Genomic DNA, 15,179 nt, shown 5'->3' with positions numbered 1-15,179 from the left:
ATGGAATTTCCGATTTTACTTATAGTTATTATTGCGCTGGCTCTGATCTTCGATTATATCAATGGTTTCCATGATGCTGCCAACTCAATTGCAACTATAGTTTCTACAAAAGTTTTAACTCCATTCCAGGCTGTACTTTGGGCGGCACTTTGGAACTTTGCAGCGTTCTTTATTGCTGCTTACATCATTGGAGAATTCAAAATTGGTAATACAATTGCCAAAACAGTTAATGAGAATTTTATCACTCTTGAGGTTATATTTTCCGGTTTGATAGCTGCTATTGCCTGGAACCTTTTAACATGGTGGTTTGGAATTCCTTCATCATCATCACATACGCTGATCGGAGGTTTCTTAGGAGCTGCTCTTATGCACGCTTTCATGATGGATTATCATGATGTAGCTGCAGCACAACCGGAGCTTGGAATGTGGGAAACCATTAAAGAAGCTTTCAACCAGGTAACACAACAGGGTGTGGTAAAGTTTGATAAAGTAATTCCTATCTTCCTGTTCATTTTCATGGCACCCATTATAGGGATGATTATCTCCATCATTATCACATTGATTATTGTACACCTTTATAAAAGATCAAACCCTCACAAAGCAGACAAATCTTTCAAAAGACTACAGCTGGCTTCATCAGCACTGTTTAGTTTAGGACACGGTTTGAACGATGCTCAGAAAGTAATGGGAATCATTGGAGCAGCGGTAATTTATTACCACGTTAATATGCTTCAGGATACACAATATTTGAATATTCCTTCTGCGGAACGTTTTGATTATTTTGCACAGCATTATATCTGGGTTCCTTTAGTATCATTTATTGCCATTGCGTTAGGAACAATGAGTGGTGGTTGGAAGATCATCAAAACAATGGGTACGAAGATCACGAAAGTAACTTCATTAGAAGGCGTAAGTGCAGAAACTGCAGGTGCTATTACCTTATTCATCACAGACCACTTCGGTATTCCTGTATCTACTACCCATACGATCACAGGTTCTATTATCGGGGTAGGATTAACGAAAAGAATTTCAGCAGTAAGATGGGGGATTACAGTAAGCCTGCTTTGGGCTTGGGTTCTAACCATTCCAATCTCTGCAATAGTAGCAGCAATTACCTATCTTACGGTAACCTTCCTGTTCTAAAAAAACAAATCATATAATTATATAAACTTTGTCCGTTTGGGCAAAGTTTTTTGTTTTTATCCTATCGAAACTTAAATCATTAATTAAAAAACAAGATATTTATTGTTATGATGAATGTGTTTATATTTTGTTTAGTATAAATTTCGTATTGTTATGATTTTCATTGCTTTATGTTTTGATTATTTTATAAATTCAACAAAAGTTTTGTGAATTTTTTTGACATTAAACAATATTACTAATTTAAAAACTTAAAAAACAAAATGAAAAAAATTATTTTATTAGCTGCATTTGGAATTACTGGATGGGTAAGTGCCAAAAGCTTAGAAATTAAAAAAGTAGAAGAACATATTGAAAACGTGAAGGCTTTTACCCGTTATTTAATAACGTTAAAAACTATTTGTGGAACTACTTATCAAACTATTCTTGACACTGATTTTGATACATATGATTGTGTAAATAATGAATGGGAAATGTATAATCAGCAGGATTGTGGACATACTAGTTATGAAAATCCACCTGTTTAATATGATCTAAACTAAAGTAGTTTAGGAGATCTTTTTACACTATTATTTATGAAAAGAAGTTTCAATATATTTTTTTGTTTTCTTTTAATTCTTTTTAAAAGTCAGACTCCAAAGCAAGAGAAAAACCTCTCTATCTTAGAAGTCAAATATAACTTCTCCTATTTAGAAGATACTTTAAACGTCAAGAACCTTATTTCAGAGCCTATGATACTGCTTACTAATGGTAAGAAGTCTCTTTACTACAGTGAAAATTATAAAGCCTTTTCAGATGGTTTTAAAAAACAATTAGATGCTGCAATAAAGACAGGAAGTATTGTGGAGCCTGGCAAATTATTACAATCAAAAGTAAGGCATTCTGTTTATAAGGATAATGATTCTCTTTATATATCGAATTATTTGGGTAGAGATTTTTATACAATCTATGTAGGAGGTATTCATTGGAAGATTGATAACTTGACAAATAAAATTATTCAAGGATATAAATGTACAAAAGCTGTGGCAAAAGTGGGTAGGAGAACATATATTGCATGGTTTACTTATGATGTACCCATAAATGATGGTCCTTACAAATTTAAAGGTCTTCCAGGATTAATTTTGAAGGTCAATGATGAAAGTCAATACTTTAATTTTGAACTTCTTTCTATAACTAAAATAAATTTACCTATATCCTATAAAAAAGGACTATTAATTACTAAAGATCAATACTTGGCAAAACGTAAAGAATATAGTAATGATCCTTCTCAAGGTAAAATTAATACTCCTGCATATAGAAAAAGGATTAATGAAAATAAGAATAAGTTTAATAATTTTTTAGAAGAGTAGATAATGATAAAAATCCTCATCAAAACGATGAGGATTTTTGTTTTATAAAGCCCCGAAAAATCGTATTTTTGTTCAAATTATAAGATTTTATGGAATTTTTAGACAGATACCAGCAGATTGTTGCAGATGCCATCACTAAATATACTTTTAAAGATAAACCTTCGGAGCTCTATGATCCGATGAATTATATTATTTCCCATGGTGGAAAGCGTCTTCGTCCCATTATGGTGCTAATGGCTTGTGATATGTTCGGTGGAGATCTAAAGCAGGCAATCAAACCGGCATTGGCTATTGAATTCTTCCATAACTTCACCCTAATCCATGATGATATTATGGATGAAGCTCCTTTAAGAAGAAATAAACCTACCATTCATACTTTACATGGTCTTAATGTAGGAATTCTTTCCGGAGACGGACTGATGCTGAAAGCGTATAAGTTTTTTGAAGATCTTGAACCTGAAATTTTCAAAGCATGTATCAGAATATTTACCCACACCGGACTTCTTTTATGTGAAGGACAGCAGTATGATATCAATTTTGAAACTCAGAAGGATGTTACTTTTGACGATTATATCAGAATGATTACTTACAAAACAGGAGTTCTAAGTGCGTCTTCATTTGAAATCGGAGCTCTGATTGCAAGAGCAGATTTTAAAGATGCCAAAGCTATTTTCAACTTCGGAAAGCATATCGGGATTGCATTCCAGATCATGGATGATTATCTTGATGTATTCGGAGATCAGGCTCAGTTTGGAAAAAAGCATGCCGGAGATATTTATGAAAATAAGAAAACTGTTCTATATCTATTAGCAAGAGAACATGCTACGGATGAAGAAAGAAAAGAACTGGATTACTGGTACTCTAAGAAGACTGAAAATGTGGATAAGGTGTATGGAGTAGAAAAGATTTTCAGAAGAACCAAAGTAGATGAAAAAGCGTTACGTCTGATTGAAAAACATAATGAAATTGGACAAAGCTATCTTCAGAAAATAGATGTTCCGGAAGAAAAGAAAAAACCTTTTATCGAACTGGCAAATTATTTGTTGAGAAGAGAAAGTTAATATAGGTAGTAGAGGGTAGGTCGCAGGTAGCAGCAATTTACCTGCAACCTATTTCCTGCAACCTAACCCCTACACAATGAAATTCAGAACAGAAGTTGATATTCCTGCATCAGAAAAGAAAATTGAAATTGAAGATAAAATATTTTCAATAGGTTCGTGCTTTGCCTCTGAAATGACGGATTTACTGCAAGACGGGCAACTTCAGACTTTAAATAACCCTTTTGGGACCATTTTTAACCCTTTTTCCATCAATTATGCGGTCAATAGATTACATGATTCCGCATTTTATGAAGAAGAGGAGTTGATTACCTATAATGAAGAATATATTTCTCTGGATCATCACACCAGTTTTGATACCCGTTATATTCATCAGACCTTAGATAAGATTAATGGAGCCATTGAAGCGGGAAATGCCTTTCTTCAGGAAGCTGACTGGATCATTATCACCTACGGATCTTCATTTATTTATGAATTTCTTCCCAAGAAAAAACTGGTGGCCAATTGTCACAAAATTCCTCAAAAGTTTTTTGAAAAAAGACTGCTTTCTCATCAGGAGCTTACAAATTCCATTTATCAAACAATTCTTGATCTTAAAGATATTTGTAAAGAAGGTGTACAGATTTTGTTCACTGTTTCACCTGTAAGGCATACAAAAGATGGAATGGTAGAAAACCAGTTAAGCAAGTCTAAACTGATTACTGCGATCCATGAATCTATTTCGATGCTCGAAGACTGTCATTACCTGCCTGTTTACGAAATTTTAATGGATGACCTCAGGGATTACCGTTTTTATAAAGAAGATATGATTCATCCCAGCACACAGGCGGTTAATTATATTTTTGAAAAATTCGGGAATGCTTATTTTTCAGGAGAAACTCAGAATTTTATCAAAGAAAATTTTAAGATTATCAAAGCGCTGGAACATAAGACGAGTGACAAGAAAGATCCAAAGTTTATTGAATTCAGAGAAAAGCTGGATCAAAGAATCGAAATTCAGCGTAAAAAGGTAAAACATAAAATATTTTAAATGCGTGATTTTACCAAAATTGATTATCTCAAAACCGGTAATGAAAGACAGAGAAAAGCTTACGAAATTCTGACAAAGTATCACGTTTTTGAGAAAATGAAGGACTATTCTCCCATTTTAGCGGGAACTGTTCCTATAGAAATTGACATCAAAGGAAGTGATCTTGATCTTATTTTCGAAGTGGATTTACAATATGAACAAGATTTTCTGGATGATTTACTATTTTGTCAGCTTATTCCTCAAGACACAGACGTTGAATATCCGATTATAAACGGTGAAAAATGCATTACCTTAAATTTTATGCTGGAAGGGTTTCCCATCGAAATTTTCGGACAGAATAAACCTACAATACAGCAAAACGCTTATCTTCATATGATGGCTGAATACAACATATTACAGGAAAAAGGAGAAGAATTTAAACAAAAAATAATAGAACTTAAAAACCAGGGAATAAAGACAGAACCCGCTTTCGGAATATTGCTGGGACTTGAAAATCCCTATGAAGATCTATTGAAATTTTAAATAAAATGATTGATACACATACACATCTATACGCAGAAGAGTTTGATGAAGACAGAAAAGAAGCTATTCAAAGAGCTTTAGATAAAGGAATTACAGAATTTTACCTTCCTGCCATCGATTCTGAATCTCACGAGAAAATGCTGCAACTGGAAACAGAATATCCGGGACAGATCTTTTCAATGATGGGGTTACATCCTTGTTATGTAAAGCCGGAATCGTGGGAAAAAGAACTTGAAATCGTAAAAAATTACCTTGATCAGAGACATTTTCCGGCAATAGGAGAGATCGGGATTGATCTGTATTGGGATAAAACAACGTTAGATATCCAGGTAAAAGCTTTTGAACAGCAAATTGACTGGGCTATAGAAAAAGACCTTCCCATTGTTATTCATACAAGAGAAAGCTTCGATGAGACATTTGAAGTACTGGAAAGCAAGAAACATCCTAAATTAAGAGGGATTTTCCATTGTTTCTCAGGAAATCTTGAACAGGCACAGCACGCTGTTGACCTTAATTTCATTTTAGGAATAGGTGGAGTAGTAACCTTTAAAAATGGGAAAATAGATCAGTTTCTGAACGAAATTCCTCTGGATAAAATTGTTCTGGAAACAGATTCTCCTTATCTGGCTCCGGTTCCCCATAGAGGAAAAAGAAACGAAAGTTCCTATCTTGACTTGGTAGCAGGAAAGCTGGTAGATGTCTACGGAAAGGATTTTTCTGAAATAGACCGCATGACTACAGAGAATGCAAAAAATCTTTTCAGATAATAAAAACATTAAGTTTTAAGATAAATAAAAACCCCTTTCCAATGTTGAAAAGGGGTTTGTTTTTTATTTCTTTCTGGTGAAATTCTTATTCTTTGGCTTTTTAAACCCAACTGAAGCTCCCGCAGAAGGCTTTTTACGGTTATTATTCGGCCTTGAATTATTACTATTGCCTGTTTTAGGTTTCTCACCACCTGCATTAAAAGGTTTGTTGTTAGAATCTCTTTTCTGGGCAACCAGATCATCAGTATGGAACGGATGGTCTTTGATGACAGGGATTTTCTTTCCAATCAGTTTTTCGGTATTCTTTAAGTTCAAAAGATCGAGTCCGTCTACAAAAGATATAGAATTACCTTCAGCTCCGGCTCTACCTGTTCTTCCGATTCTGTGTACATAGGTTTCAGAAACATCGGAAAGCTCAAAATTGATCACGAATTTCAATTCATCAATATCAATTCCTCTTGCTGCAATATCCGTGGCAACAAGAACTCTTGTTTTCCCGGATTTGAAGTTGTTCAAAGCATTTTGTCTCGCATTCTGAGATTTATTACCGTGAATGGCTTCAGCAGAAATATCGTCTTTCTGAAGTTTTCTGGAAATCTTATCTGCACCATGTTTTGTTCTTGCAAATACCAATACAGAATCTGAAATATCATTTTGCAGAATGTGAGAAAGCAAATTCAGTTTGTTATCTTTTTCTACAAAATACACAGATTGTTTAATGGTATCCGCTGTAGAAGAAACGGGAGTAACCTCTACTTTTATAGGATTGTTTAAGATAGAATTAGCCAGTTTCTGGATTTCAGCCGGCATTGTTGCTGAAAAGAATAAAGTCTGTCTTCTCTGAGGTAAAAGTTTAATGATTCTTTTTACATCATGTACAAATCCCATATCCAGCATTCTGTCTGCTTCATCAAGAACAAAGATCTCAAGATTTTTTAAGCTTATGATGCCCTGAGCAATAAAGTCAAGAAGTCTTCCCGGTGTTGCTACCAGAATATCAATTCCTTTTCTCAAAGCAGCTTCCTGGTTTCCTTGTTTTACCCCTCCAAAAATAACAAGTTGTTTTAATGGAAGATATTTACCGTAAGCATTAATATTTTCCTCAATCTGAATGGCCAGTTCTCTGGTTGGAGTAAGGATTAATGCTTTTATATGTTTATTGGGAATTTTATTTTTGGATAAATTCTGTAGAATAGGGATGGAAAAAGCAGCTGTCTTTCCTGTTCCTGTCTGCGCACAACCTAGAAAGTCTCTGCCTTCTAAGATATCAGGAATAGATCTTTCCTGGATAGGAGTAGGAGTCGTGTATCCCTGTTCCTGGATTGCTTTTGCAATAGGTTCTATTAAGTTTAAGTCTGTAAAATTCAAATGAATTATTTTAAAATTTAAATAAAAATTCCTTCAGTCTGAAAGAATTACATTTTGCAAAGGTAGTCTAAATATTTTTAAGTATCTTATTCCACTTTTTTAGACTTATTTACTATGCGAAAACAGAAATGGTCACCCAATATGAGAAGCCATTTTATTGATATGAAAATCTGAAGTTTATTTAAATTTATATCCTACACCAGCTTGCAGAAATCCAATTTTAATAGGAACTGCATTGCTTTTATTCATTTCTATAAAATTGAAATTGTATCTGGCGTCCACAAAAAACTTTTCATTAATTTTATATTCTGCACCCAGGAAAGGAAATAAATTCAAGGTTTTTAAAGATTCGTAATTGTGGGTTTCTGACTCATCAAAAAGATTATCCATTTTTACTTTGGATGATATGTTAAACCCTAAGTTGATTCCTGCAGATGCAGAAAGTTGCGGAATAATATAGTATTTTACTGAAATAGGAACCTGTATCTGATTGAACTTGTAATCAAAGTTCATATTACCCATGTTTACCACTTCATTTCCCACCAACTCATACCAGGGATAAGCATCTTTACCACCCAATTGAGTATACAGTAATTCAGCCTGCAAACCAAATTTAGAGGATAAAGGTTGTTCTGCTACGATACCTGCATAGAAATAGGATTTTGAATCCAGTCCAGTTCCAAAAAACTTCATGTTGGATAAGGAATATCCTCCTTTTACACCAAAGCTCATAGATGCCTGGTCTTTTGTGTTTTCTTGGGCATTAAATAGTGCTGAGAAAGCCATTGCTGCAAGAAAAAAAATGTTTTTCTTCATGTTTATTTTAAATGGTTACTAATTTTACAAAAAAATAATTCCTCCAAATGAAGGAATTACTGTTACAAAGATAATTTAAATATTTTTTAGTGAATCTATTTCACTTTATTCCATTGTTGGTTCTTTCTTAAGTTTTCAAAAAACTGATAGACTTCTGAAAGCTTTTCACTTCCGTGTTTTCCATAGTCTTCAATGTTTTTTGAAGTTCCGTCTGCGAATTTGATTCTTAAATAAGAGGTTGGAAGATCGGTAATATTTCGTTCACCATATTTGTCGTTTAAGCTTTTTACATTCAATCCATCCAGTAAACTGATGAGTTTATTGTAATCTTCTTCCTTGATGGTTCCTTTAAAAGTTCCCTCACGTGGCTTTGAAAACTCGTCTTTTGAAGGTTTGTCATTGAAATTAAAATGTTCCGCTTCAAAAACGGCTGTTCTGTCGGCACTGATGGTCATTTTAAAGACAGGACAGAATCCAAAACATGGAGTAGCCTCATATTCAATGGTAGAATATTTGGAGTTTATTTTTTGAGAAGTGCAGGAAAATAATAATATAGATGCACAAAAGGCTAGTAAATATTTCATAGTTTTTTTCAATTTCAGAGGATGTTTCAATAATTGTTCCAAAAAGAGAAACTCTTCTTTTGTTTTTATGTTAAATATAAAATGCAAAACCTGCTAACCTTTTATTTGAACCATTAAGATTGTATTAAGTGTTAAGAATATGAAGATGAGCTCCGCTTTATACTTAAGAATCGGAATGATTCATCTTAACTACTCTTTATTTCTTAAACCTTCTTAATGGTTTAAAATATTGTCTAAAAGAAATAGAGTTAATTGTATAAAAAAACAGCCTCAGATTTTTCTAAGGCTGTTTTGTATGTTGCAGTTCCATTGTAAAATAAAACTGGTGAATCAATGTTTTTCCTATCCGTGCAATTGCTTCCAGATAGCATCTTTAAGCTCCATAAGGCCTTCTCCGGTAACTCCTGAGAAGAACAAAGGCTGCTTGTTTTCAGGAAACTCTGCTGCAATTTCTTTCTTCAGCTCATCATCCAAAAGATCAGATTTTGAAACAGAAACAATAAAGTCTTTATCCAAAAGTTCAGGATTGTATTCTTTCAATTCATTCTCCAGAATTTTAAACTCCTGGAAATGATTTTCAGAATCAGAAGGAATTAAAAATAGCAAGATAGAGTTTCTTTCAATATGTCTCAGAAATCTGTGTCCTAATCCTTTTCCTTCTGCTGCTCCTTCAATAATCCCCGGAATATCAGCCATTACAAAAGATTTGTAATTTCTGTAATCTACAATTCCAAGATTAGGAGTCAGAGTGGTAAAGGCGTAATTGGCAATTTTTGGTTTTGCTGCAGAAACAGATGCTAAAAGTGTAGATTTTCCAGCGTTTGGAAATCCAACAAGTCCTACATCGGCCAAAATTTTAAGCTCGAAGACCACATAGCCTTCTTCACCATCCATTCCGGGTTGAGCATATCTTGGAGTCTGATTGGTAGAAGATTTGAAAAATTCATTTCCTCTTCCACCTTTACCTCCTTGCATCAGAATTATTTCCTGCTTGTCATCAAGGATTTCTCCGATAATTTCACCTTCTTCATTTTTAGCGATAGTCCCAATGGGAACATCGATATAAATATCAGAACCGTCAGCTCCTGTCAGCTGGTTTTTTGCTCCGTTTTCACCTCGTTCTGCTTTTATGTGACGGGTGTATCGAAGTGGAAGTAAAGTCCATTCATTAGCATTTCCTCTCATGATGACATGACCTCCACGACCTCCGTCGCCACCGTCAGGACCACCTTTAGGAATATACTTTTCACGGCGAAGGTGGGCAGAACCAGCACCTCCGTGTCCGCTTTTACAATGGATCTTTACGTAATCTACAAAGTTAGACATATAGTTTGTGTTGCGAGTTGCAGGCTACGGGACGAAATTTTCTATCCCGCACCCGTATCCCGATTATTTAATTTTCTCTACCTCAGCGAAAAGTTTTTGGGAAATCTCATCAATTTCTCCAACACCGTTTACCTCTACATATTTACCCTGCTGCTTATAAAGCTCGGCAACTTCTGCTGTTTTAGTATAATATTCTTTAATTCTGTTTTCGATGATCTCTACATTGCTGTCGTCTGATCTTCCGCTGGTTTCTCCTCTTTTAAGAAGTCTTTCAACCAAAATTTTATCCTCTACTACCAATGAAAGACAGATGTCAATATCGTCATTCAATACATCTTTAACGATGGTTTCCAAAGCTTCTGTCTGAGCAGTTGTTCTTGGGTATCCGTCAAAAATAAAACCATTGGTATCAGTAGGTTTTTTGATCTCGTCGATCAGCATATCTGTTGTTACCTGATCCGGAACCAATTCTCCCTTATCGATGTATGACTTAGCCAGTTTTCCAAGTTCAGTGTCATTTTTCATATTGTATCTGAAAAGATCACCTGTTGAAACCTGTTTTAAATTGAATTTTTCGATTAGATTCTGAGCTTGTGTTCCTTTTCCACTTCCTGGAGGGCCGAACAGAACAATGTTTATCATAATGTTGATACGCTTCCAGCCGTTAGTGATACACTGTTGGCTTTTAGCTTTTTTAAGTTAATATTTTACTTTTATTTCGATTAAGTTTAAAGCTAACAGCCAATAGCCAGTAGCTAATGACAATAATTAATGGTTGATTTGTCCGTCTTCCAATTGATATAAATTAGGTAGGTTTCTTCCCAATTCATCATAATCAAGGCCGTATCCAAGTACAAATTTGTTTGGAATTTCCATTCCGATATAATCCAGCTTGAAATCCTTTTTGTAAATCTCAGGTTTCAGTAAGAAACTAGCCAGCTTTACAGATTTAGGACGTTGTGTTTCCTTAAAATATTTGAAAAGACTTTCAACCGTATTTCCTGTATCTACGATGTCTTCTACAAGAATAATGTGACGGTCTCTTACATCTTTAGTCAGCTCCATTTTCTGATAAACAATCCCTGTAGATTCAGTTCCAACATAAGAACTCATTTGAATGAAGGCAATTTCGCATTCCCCCGGGTAATATTTTAAAAGATCTGAGAAGAACATTACCACCCCATTTAAAACACCAATGAAAACAGGTACTTCATCTTTGTAATCTTCATAAATTCTTAACGCTGTCTCTTTTACAATTTCCTGAATTTCGGCATCCTTTAAATAAGGAACGAAAGTTTTGTCGTGAACTTTAATGCTTTCCATAAAATTTTTAGTAGGAGGCAAAGTTACGGATTTTTGATTAAAATACTTTCCTGTTTTTATCAGTTTGAAAAGTTTGGTGGTTTCAGGACTGTAGAATTGAATAATGAGATGAAGTCTGTTTAAATCATAATAAGGGTAAGCTTTTTTATGAGATAGAAAGGTATAGCTTCAAAAAAAGGACTTTGAAAATGATTCAGAAAAATACGTGTTTAAAAAAGGAGTGTAAGAAGGGATGATAAATGTCCTGATTATTGACGAAAATTGAATGTTCTCAAAAATTACTATCTTTGTTCTTTCAAAACCCAAAATACAGACATGTAGGATATCATTTCTTTCAGATTCAATAAGACGGTAACAAAGATGTTGCTGGTGTTCAACCATTATTAAGAAAGAAATCATGATTTTACTGCAAAATATATCCTTTGGGTTTCCGGGAGGAAATCTTCTATTTAATCATATCAATTTAACAATACAATCTCACACCAAATCAGCTTTGGTGGGAAGCAACGGCATGGGGAAATCAACCCTGTTGAAAATGATTGCTGGCGAAATACAGCCTTTAAAAGGGAATATCAATATCCATGGTGATATTTTTTATGTTCCTCAGATGTTCGGGAACTTTAATCATCTTAGCATTGCTGAATGTCTGAAAATTGATCAGAAACTTCACGCTCTCCAAAAAATTACCGAAGGAGAGGTGGATGAAATTTATTTTGAAATTCTCAATGACGATTGGGATATTGAAGAGCGTTGCCAGCAGGCATTGGAACATTGGAACCTCGATAATTTTGAATTAACTCAAAAGCTGGAAGGCTTGAGTGGCGGTCAGAAAACCAAGGTCTTTCTTGCCGGAATTGAGATCAGCCAACCTGATAGTATCATATTGGATGAACCTACCAACCATCTGGATCTTGAGGGAAGGAAGCTCCTGTATGATCTTATTGACAAAACAGATGCAACAGTTGTTATTGTAAGCCACGACCGCACATTGCTCAATCTCGTTGATGTCATATTTGAGTTAAGTAATCAGGGAATTGCATCTTATGGAGGGAACTACGATTTCTATGCTGAGCAAAAAGAAGTGGAGGAGGAAGCTTTGCATAATGATATTCACTCGAAAGAAAGAGCTCTGAAAAAAGCAAAAGAAAAGGAAAGAGAAACCTTGGAACGAAAACAAAAGCTGGATGCAAGAGGTAAAGGAAAGCAGGAAAAATCAGGAGTAGCGAGGATTATGATGAATACGCTTCGTAATAATGCTGAAAAAAACAGTTCAAAACTGAAAAGTGTACACGCTGAGAAAATCAGTGGTATTTCTGATGATTTGAGAGATCTGCGTTACTCTTTAAAAAATTCGGATCAGATGAAAGTGAATTTTAATGATTCCAATCTGCATTCAGGAAAAATACTTGTGGCTGCTGAAGCTATTAACTTCAATTATGGAAAGGAAAAACTCTGGAAAGAAAATATCAGCCTTGAGTTGCGAAGCGGCGATAGAATCTCAGTTAAAGGCTCCAATGGCTCCGGAAAAACTACGCTGATCAAGCTTCTGCTGGGAAATAGTAAGCCTTCGGAAGGGAAAATAACAAGGGCAGAATTCAACAGTATCTATATCGATCAGGAGTATTCTCTGATTGATCATGATTCAACGCTTTATGACTTTGTTCAGACCTTCAATGACAGTGCATTACAGGAATCTGAAGTGAAAACATTATTGTCAAGATTTTTGTTTTGGAAAGATACCTGGGACAAGAAATGTGGAATGCTGAGTGGAGGTGAACGTTTGCGGTTACTTCTTTGCGGACTTTCCATCAGCAATAAAGCACCAGATATGATTATTCTTGATGAACCTACCAATAACCTGGATCTGCAAAATGTAGAAATTCTCACTCATTCTATTAAAGATTATCATGGAACATTATTGGTGATTTCGCATGATGAAGTTTTCCTGAAAGAGATTGGTGTGAATAGTGAGGTTTTGTTGGATTAAGAACTGTATTCATACTTTGTCATTCCGTAGGAATCTAAATATTATGAGGTTTCTGCGAAAGGCTAATTATTTGTTTTCTGCGAATGAATAATGTAGTTGTATTCAATAGGGGCGGCTTTAGCCCGCCTTTAAATATAGAATAAGAATCCATTGGCTTTAGCCAAAACCTATCATAAAAAAACCTGGAAATCAATTTTCAGGTTTTTATTTTTATATGAAAAAAAGATCATTTCTTCGTTTTCTTAATCGCATCCAGATAAATCTTTTCTTTTATAAGTTCTTCTATGGTCACAGGTATTGATTTTTTCAGTGTCCTAAATTAATAATTCTGCTGAAAGTAACATAACCTTTGTCATTGTGAGCAAAGCGAAGCAATCTCTATATAGGCTGTTTTATTCTATCCAAAATAATATCCATCTTCTGTTGCAGTTCATAATCACCTGAAAGCTCAATTAAAGGAGTATTCATCCCGGACAGCCATTCCAAATGGGATTTTAAAGTTCTGTTCGCAATACCGGTGTTGTGATCGTAATCTTTAGCCCAATCCATAAACTCCTGGAATTTTTGGGCTCTTTCCGGACTGGTAATGATTTCATCACCATATCTTTCGTATTCTCTTTTTCTCAGTCTTTCCATTCTGAGTTCAGAAGGCAGATAGAGAAATATAATCAGATCGAATGCCGGAAATACATTTTCACCCCAATGAATGATTGAACCTCCAAAAATCCAGCTGTCTGTGGAGTGAAGTTTATCTGAAACAGCTGCGTTTCTTATTTCCGGGTTTTGTCTTTCTGTAAAGGGATTTGATGTGGTAAGCCAGAAAAAATCATCACTGTCTAAGTATTCAATATGGAGTTCCTCAGACAATGCCTTCCCTAATGTTGTAACTCCGGAACCGGAAGCTCCGAAAATATGTATTCTCATGGTTTTTAATTTTATAAAATCTGCGGGAATTTTTAATGTTTTGAAATCCAATGATTAATTTCATCTAACACCTGCTCCCGTATTTCCTCATTCAAAATCTCATGACGCATTTCCGGATAGATTTTCACATCCACATGCTGAAAACCGTCAGTCTTTAAGTTGTTGACGGTATGCATTACCCCTTTTCCAAAATCACCAATCGGATCATTCTGTCCACTTACAAATAAAAAAGGAAATGACTTTGAAATAGAAGATGCCCAGTTTCTCGCTGTAGCCTTTTTATAAATAGTAAATAAAGTATAAAAAGCATTATGAGTAAACGGAATCCCGCAAAGCTCATCCTGTTCAAAAGCTTTTCTGTTGTTAGGATTTATACTGAGCCAGCTGGTATCACTGAAATCTTTATCGTTTTTAAAATGCTTGTTATTGACACTCGTAAAAACAGAATTCAAGAAAGTACGATGATGTGGGGCGATGGCATTGGTTAATGATAAATAAGCTCTTAACAAATCTATTCCCGGTAAAGGCCCGCCGGTTCCCGTAATGACAGCTCCTGCAAACTTATTGCTAGCCTTTTGAAGGAGACAACGGGTGATAAAAGATCCCATAGAATGTCCCATAATAAAATGAGGAACCTCCGGAAACTGCTCTGCAAGATGATCTGCCATCATTTCTGCGTCTGCAACAAGCCTTTCATCCGGTTTTTCAAGCTGAAAAAAACCAATATCTTTTTTCTCTTTGACAGATTTTCCGTGTCCCAAATGATCATACGTCAATACAGCAATCCCATGAGCTGCAAAATATTCTGCAATCTCTGTGTATCTTCCACTGTGTTCCTGCATGCCGTGAACGATGAGTAAGGTGGCTTTTGCTGTTTCCGGAGAAAACAAGGTGTAGAAAAGTTGTGAGCTGCTGTTTGTTTTTGAGACTAGATAACTTGATTTTTTGGATGTAGACATAAGAATTTGTTTATAGGCTAATCAAA

16 protein-coding genes are annotated in these 15,179 nt (G+C 34.9%); 8 read left to right on the top strand and 8 right to left on the bottom strand.

Annotated elements, in window-relative coordinates; translation table 11 throughout:
* The 7 genes from JOE44_RS11415 to JOE44_RS11385 all read left to right on the top strand — a co-directional run bounded on the left by JOE44_RS11415 (position 1) and on the right by JOE44_RS11385 (position 5,866).
* Entirely contained in the window at positions 1-1,143 is a 1,143-nt protein-coding gene (locus JOE44_RS11415) for an inorganic phosphate transporter (protein WP_209785683.1), read from the top strand.
* Positions 1,144-1,403: 260 nt separating this feature from the next.
* Positions 1,404-1,667: a hypothetical protein gene (locus tag JOE44_RS11410; protein WP_209785682.1), complete on the top strand. Its 264-nt coding sequence runs from the start codon at positions 1,404-1,406 to the stop codon at positions 1,665-1,667.
* Positions 1,668-1,715: 48 nt separating this feature from the next.
* Entirely contained in the window at positions 1,716-2,489 is a 774-nt protein-coding gene (locus tag JOE44_RS11405; RefSeq protein ID WP_209785681.1) for a GLPGLI family protein, read from the top strand.
* An 89-nt stretch (positions 2,490-2,578) separates the two neighbouring features.
* Entirely contained in the window at positions 2,579-3,550 is a 972-nt protein-coding gene (locus JOE44_RS11400) for a polyprenyl synthetase family protein (protein WP_034697588.1), read from the top strand.
* A gap of 76 nt (positions 3,551-3,626) precedes the next feature.
* A complete protein-coding gene (locus tag JOE44_RS11395) occupies positions 3,627-4,577 on the top strand; it encodes a GSCFA domain-containing protein (RefSeq protein WP_209785680.1) in 951 nt (316 codons plus the stop codon).
* Positions 4,578-5,099, top strand: a complete 522-nt coding sequence (locus JOE44_RS11390) for a DUF4269 domain-containing protein (protein ID WP_209785679.1) — start codon at positions 4,578-4,580, stop codon at positions 5,097-5,099.
* Positions 5,100-5,104: 5 nt separating this feature from the next.
* On the top strand, positions 5,105-5,866 hold the full coding sequence (locus tag JOE44_RS11385; protein WP_209785678.1) for a TatD family hydrolase: 762 nt from the start codon (positions 5,105-5,107) through the stop codon (positions 5,864-5,866).
* A gap of 63 nt (positions 5,867-5,929) precedes the next feature.
* Here the strand turns inward: JOE44_RS11385 and JOE44_RS11380 are convergent, their stop codons facing one another.
* The 6 genes from JOE44_RS11380 to hpt form a co-directional block, all read right to left on the bottom strand.
* Positions 5,930-7,234, bottom strand: coding sequence for a DEAD/DEAH box helicase (locus JOE44_RS11380; protein ID WP_209785677.1), 1,305 nt, complete (start codon positions 7,232-7,234; stop codon positions 5,930-5,932).
* Between the two features lie 177 nt (positions 7,235-7,411).
* Positions 7,412-8,050 (bottom strand): porin family protein, encoded by a 639-nt coding sequence (locus JOE44_RS11375; RefSeq protein WP_209785676.1) that lies wholly within the window; start codon positions 8,048-8,050, stop codon positions 7,412-7,414.
* Positions 8,051-8,145: 95 nt separating this feature from the next.
* Positions 8,146-8,634, bottom strand: a complete 489-nt coding sequence (locus tag JOE44_RS11370) for a DUF6438 domain-containing protein (protein WP_209785675.1) — start codon at positions 8,632-8,634, stop codon at positions 8,146-8,148.
* Positions 8,635-8,976: 342 nt separating this feature from the next.
* A complete protein-coding gene (obgE, locus tag JOE44_RS11365) occupies positions 8,977-9,960 on the bottom strand; it encodes a GTPase ObgE (protein ID WP_209785674.1) in 984 nt (327 codons plus the stop codon).
* Between the two features lie 63 nt (positions 9,961-10,023).
* Positions 10,024-10,602, bottom strand: coding sequence for an adenylate kinase (locus JOE44_RS11360; protein ID WP_209785673.1), 579 nt, complete (start codon positions 10,600-10,602; stop codon positions 10,024-10,026).
* A gap of 126 nt (positions 10,603-10,728) precedes the next feature.
* The gene (gene hpt, locus JOE44_RS11355; protein ID WP_047380929.1) at positions 10,729-11,283 is read right to left on the bottom strand and encodes a hypoxanthine phosphoribosyltransferase; all 555 of its coding nucleotides are present in this window, start codon (positions 11,281-11,283) and stop codon (positions 10,729-10,731) included.
* Positions 11,284-11,680: 397 nt separating this feature from the next.
* On the opposite strand from hpt, the gene JOE44_RS11350 reads away from it, so the two are divergent.
* Positions 11,681-13,270: an ABC-F family ATP-binding cassette domain-containing protein gene (locus JOE44_RS11350; RefSeq protein ID WP_209785672.1), complete on the top strand. Its 1,590-nt coding sequence runs from the start codon at positions 11,681-11,683 to the stop codon at positions 13,268-13,270.
* A gap of 378 nt (positions 13,271-13,648) precedes the next feature.
* On the opposite strand, the gene JOE44_RS11345 is transcribed toward JOE44_RS11350, so the two are convergent.
* Positions 13,649-14,194 carry an AAA family ATPase gene (locus JOE44_RS11345; protein WP_209785671.1) on the bottom strand — a complete coding sequence of 182 codons (546 nt, stop codon included), beginning with the start codon at positions 14,192-14,194 and terminating at the stop codon, positions 13,649-13,651.
* A 32-nt stretch (positions 14,195-14,226) separates the two neighbouring features.
* On the bottom strand, positions 14,227-15,153 hold the full coding sequence (locus JOE44_RS11340) for an alpha/beta fold hydrolase (protein WP_209785670.1): 927 nt from the start codon (positions 15,151-15,153) through the stop codon (positions 14,227-14,229).
* Positions 15,154-15,179 lie beyond the last annotated feature (26 nt).

The sequence above is a fragment of the Chryseobacterium sp. PvR013 genome (assembly GCF_017833095.1).
GTDB classification, from domain to species: domain Bacteria; phylum Bacteroidota; class Bacteroidia; order Flavobacteriales; family Weeksellaceae; genus Chryseobacterium; species Chryseobacterium culicis_A.
The sequence above is the reverse complement of the archived record's forward strand: the minus strand, read 5'-3'. Positions and strand labels throughout refer to the sequence as shown.

Excerpts from the sequence above, each read along its gene's own strand:
- JOE44_RS11415 (WP_209785683.1), top strand. The coding sequence starts at position 1 with ATGGAATTTCCGATTTTACTTATAGTTATTATTGCGCTGGCTCTGATC.
- JOE44_RS11410 (WP_209785682.1), top strand. The coding sequence starts at position 1,404 with ATGAAAAAAATTATTTTATTAGCTGCATTTGGAATTACTGGATGGGTA.
- JOE44_RS11405 (WP_209785681.1), top strand. The coding sequence starts at position 1,716 with ATGAAAAGAAGTTTCAATATATTTTTTTGTTTTCTTTTAATTCTTTTT.
- JOE44_RS11400 (WP_034697588.1), top strand. The coding sequence starts at position 2,579 with ATGGAATTTTTAGACAGATACCAGCAGATTGTTGCAGATGCCATCACT.
- JOE44_RS11395 (WP_209785680.1), top strand. The coding sequence starts at position 3,627 with ATGAAATTCAGAACAGAAGTTGATATTCCTGCATCAGAAAAGAAAATT.
- JOE44_RS11390 (WP_209785679.1), top strand. The coding sequence starts at position 4,578 with ATGCGTGATTTTACCAAAATTGATTATCTCAAAACCGGTAATGAAAGA.
- JOE44_RS11385 (WP_209785678.1), top strand. The coding sequence starts at position 5,105 with ATGATTGATACACATACACATCTATACGCAGAAGAGTTTGATGAAGAC.
- JOE44_RS11375 (WP_209785676.1), bottom strand. The coding sequence starts at position 8,050 with ATGAAGAAAAACATTTTTTTTCTTGCAGCAATGGCTTTCTCAGCACTA.
- JOE44_RS11370 (WP_209785675.1), bottom strand. The coding sequence starts at position 8,634 with ATGAAATATTTACTAGCCTTTTGTGCATCTATATTATTATTTTCCTGC.
- obgE (WP_209785674.1), bottom strand. The coding sequence starts at position 9,960 with ATGTCTAACTTTGTAGATTACGTAAAGATCCATTGTAAAAGCGGACAC.
- JOE44_RS11360 (WP_209785673.1), bottom strand. The coding sequence starts at position 10,602 with ATGATAAACATTGTTCTGTTCGGCCCTCCAGGAAGTGGAAAAGGAACA.
- hpt (WP_047380929.1), bottom strand. The coding sequence starts at position 11,283 with ATGGAAAGCATTAAAGTTCACGACAAAACTTTCGTTCCTTATTTAAAG.
- JOE44_RS11350 (WP_209785672.1), top strand. The coding sequence starts at position 11,681 with ATGATTTTACTGCAAAATATATCCTTTGGGTTTCCGGGAGGAAATCTT.
- JOE44_RS11345 (WP_209785671.1), bottom strand. The coding sequence starts at position 14,194 with ATGAGAATACATATTTTCGGAGCTTCCGGTTCCGGAGTTACAACATTA.
- JOE44_RS11340 (WP_209785670.1), bottom strand. The coding sequence starts at position 15,153 with ATGTCTACATCCAAAAAATCAAGTTATCTAGTCTCAAAAACAAACAGC.